The 2,319-nt window shown below is 68.8% G+C and carries 3 protein-coding genes; all 3 read left to right on the top strand.

Annotated elements, in window-relative coordinates:
• Positions 1–1,249 (top strand): OmpA family protein (locus tag P3W85_RS04680; protein WP_276263902.1); only part of this gene is annotated, 1,249 nt, incomplete at its 5' end.
• 15 nt (positions 1,250–1,264) lie between these two features.
• The gene (locus P3W85_RS04675) at positions 1,265–1,750 is read left to right on the top strand and encodes an Hcp family type VI secretion system effector (protein WP_017227889.1); all 486 of its coding nucleotides are present in this window, start codon (positions 1,265–1,267) and stop codon (positions 1,748–1,750) included.
• Between the two features lie 105 nt (positions 1,751–1,855).
• A partial coding sequence (locus P3W85_RS04670) for a Clp protease N-terminal domain-containing protein (RefSeq protein WP_276263901.1) occupies positions 1,856–2,319 on the top strand: 464 nt, incomplete at its 3' end.

Here is a 2,319-nt window from a genome sequence, read left to right as displayed (position 1 = left end):
GCGCTCGGCGGTCGGCGAGGCCAGCCGGGCCGTTGGCTATCCCCTGCCGGTCGGCGTCGCCGTCTACATGGCAGAAGCCGGTGGGCCGGCGGACGACTGCCCGTGGTTTGGCTTCTCCGGCGCCGGCATGCCACCGGGCGAAGACCTGTCCGCCCAGATCGCGGGCCGGCTCATGCAGTATGCATGGTCGGCCCTGCCGGCTGACCGGGCCCCGCGCATGCACCGCGCCGCCCGCCTCGACGCGCTGGCAAGGTGGGCATGCGGCGCCCTGCTGCCCGCGCTGCGGGACGAAGGGCGCGACGGGCTCCGGAACGCGCGCCCGGCGGGCGTCGCCGCGCTTGGCGTGATCGCCACCAAAGGGGTGCCTGCCACAGACTCCCTCTATGCCGGCTTCGTCGCACAGGCAACCGGGCTGGCGCCCGCCACGCGAACGGCCCAGGCGGGCCATGCCGCCGATAGGGCGCCTTACCCCTTGCCGGAACCGCTGATCCGCGGCATCGCTCTGCAGCCCGTACGGCACGCATTGCCGCGTGCGCTGGGCCACGCCTTTGCCTGGCTGGCGCTCGCATTTTGCGCAGCCGCTGCGGCCTCCGCCTGGCAGAACCGTGCGCTGGTCGCGCGCGTCACCGACAACATGGCCCGCTATCGCGCCATTGGTCCGGCGCTTGACGCGGCCCGTGTCGACGCGCTGCAGGCACTCAAGCGCGACCGCGACGAACTCGAGCAATACCGCCGGTCCGGCGTGCCGCCGCGGCTCGGGCTGGGCTTCTATCGCGGCGCCGGACTGCTGGGCCCGCTCAATGCCTTGATCGCGGCCTACCGGCCGCCGGCACCGCCGCCTTCGACCATCGAACTGGACAGCCTGTCGCTCTTCAGGAGCGGCAGCGCCACCCTGAACGCCGGCTCCAACCGTGTGCTGATCGGCGCGCTGGAGATGGTCAAGGCGCATCCCGGCAAGCGCGTGCTGGTGGCCGGACACACCGACACCACGGGCAACCCGCGGGCGAACCTCAAGCTCTCCGAGGCGCGCGCGGCGTCGGTTCGCGACTGGCTGGCCGATGCGGCCGGGCTGTCCCTGACCCGCTTTGCGATTCAAGGCTATGGCGACACCCGCCCCAGGGCCGCCAACGACACCGAGGCCGGCCGCGCCGCCAACCGCCGGGTCGAGATCACGCTTGTCCCCGATTGTCGCGACGATGGTGGCGCGCATCGGGAAACTTCTGGCCAACCGGCCTGTTCATTCCAGTAGAAGGAGTATCAAGAAATGGCAATTCCCGCATACATGTGGATCAAGGACGATGGCGGCGCCGACATCAAGGGCTCGGTCACGGTGACCGAGCGCGAAGGCAGCGTCGAGGTGGTCGCCTTCGATCACGGCGTCAATATCCCGACCGACTCCAATACCGGCAAGCTGACCGGCACCCGCGTGCACAAGCCGATCGTTTTCACCAAGGAAACCGACGCCTCGACGCCATACTTGTACAAGGCCGTCACCAGCGGCCAGACGCTCAAGTCGGTGGAGATCAAGTGGTACAGGATCGATGACGCCGGCAAGGAAAAGGAGTATTTCAACACCAGGCTCGAGAACGTGAAGGTGGTCGGCGTCACGCCGAAGATGCTCGACATCAAGAACCCGGCCTACGAGAAGCACAACCATCTCGAAGACATCGAACTGCGCTACGAGAAGATCACCTGGTCGTACAAGGACGGCAACATCATCCACGCCGACAGCTGGAACGAGCGCGCGTAAGCGCCGCCGCAGCCGGCGCCCTGGCCCGGCTGCATACTCGCGCGACCCGGATCCCGGGCCGCGCATCTCCTCCCCCCTGCGCCACCGCTGCCCTGCCACGCCACCATGACCGCCCGCGACTATTCCCCGTTTCTGCAACGCCTGAACGATCACTGCGCCCGCGCGCTAACCGAAGCCGCCGGCCTCTGCGAAACGCGCGCCCACCGTGACATCGAGGTGGAGCACTGGCTCATCAAGCTGCTGGAACTGGGCGAAGGGGATCTGCTGGCCATCCTGCGGCGCTACGAGCTGGATGTGAACGGCATCTGGAACGGCCTGCTTGCCGCCATCGACCGCTTGCCGCATGACCTGCGGGGCAAGCCGGGGCTATCGCAACGCGTCGGGCAATGGCTGGAAGCCGCGTGGATGCGGGCCTCGCTCGAGGCCACCGCGCCCGGCGCAGCCAAGTCGATCCGCTCGGCCCATCTGCTGGCGGCGCTGGCGGAAACACCGCAACTGCTGCGGGCCCCGGATGCCTGGCCACTGCTGAGCATGTCCGCCGCGCAGATCGAGCGGCAGATGCACGAACT

It is taken from the genome of Cupriavidus basilensis, from assembly GCF_029335485.1.
GTDB classification, from domain to species: Bacteria; Pseudomonadota; Gammaproteobacteria; order Burkholderiales; family Burkholderiaceae; genus Cupriavidus; species Cupriavidus basilensis_E.
Note: the sequence above shows the minus strand (reverse complement) of the source record. Positions and strands in the feature narration are given on the sequence as shown.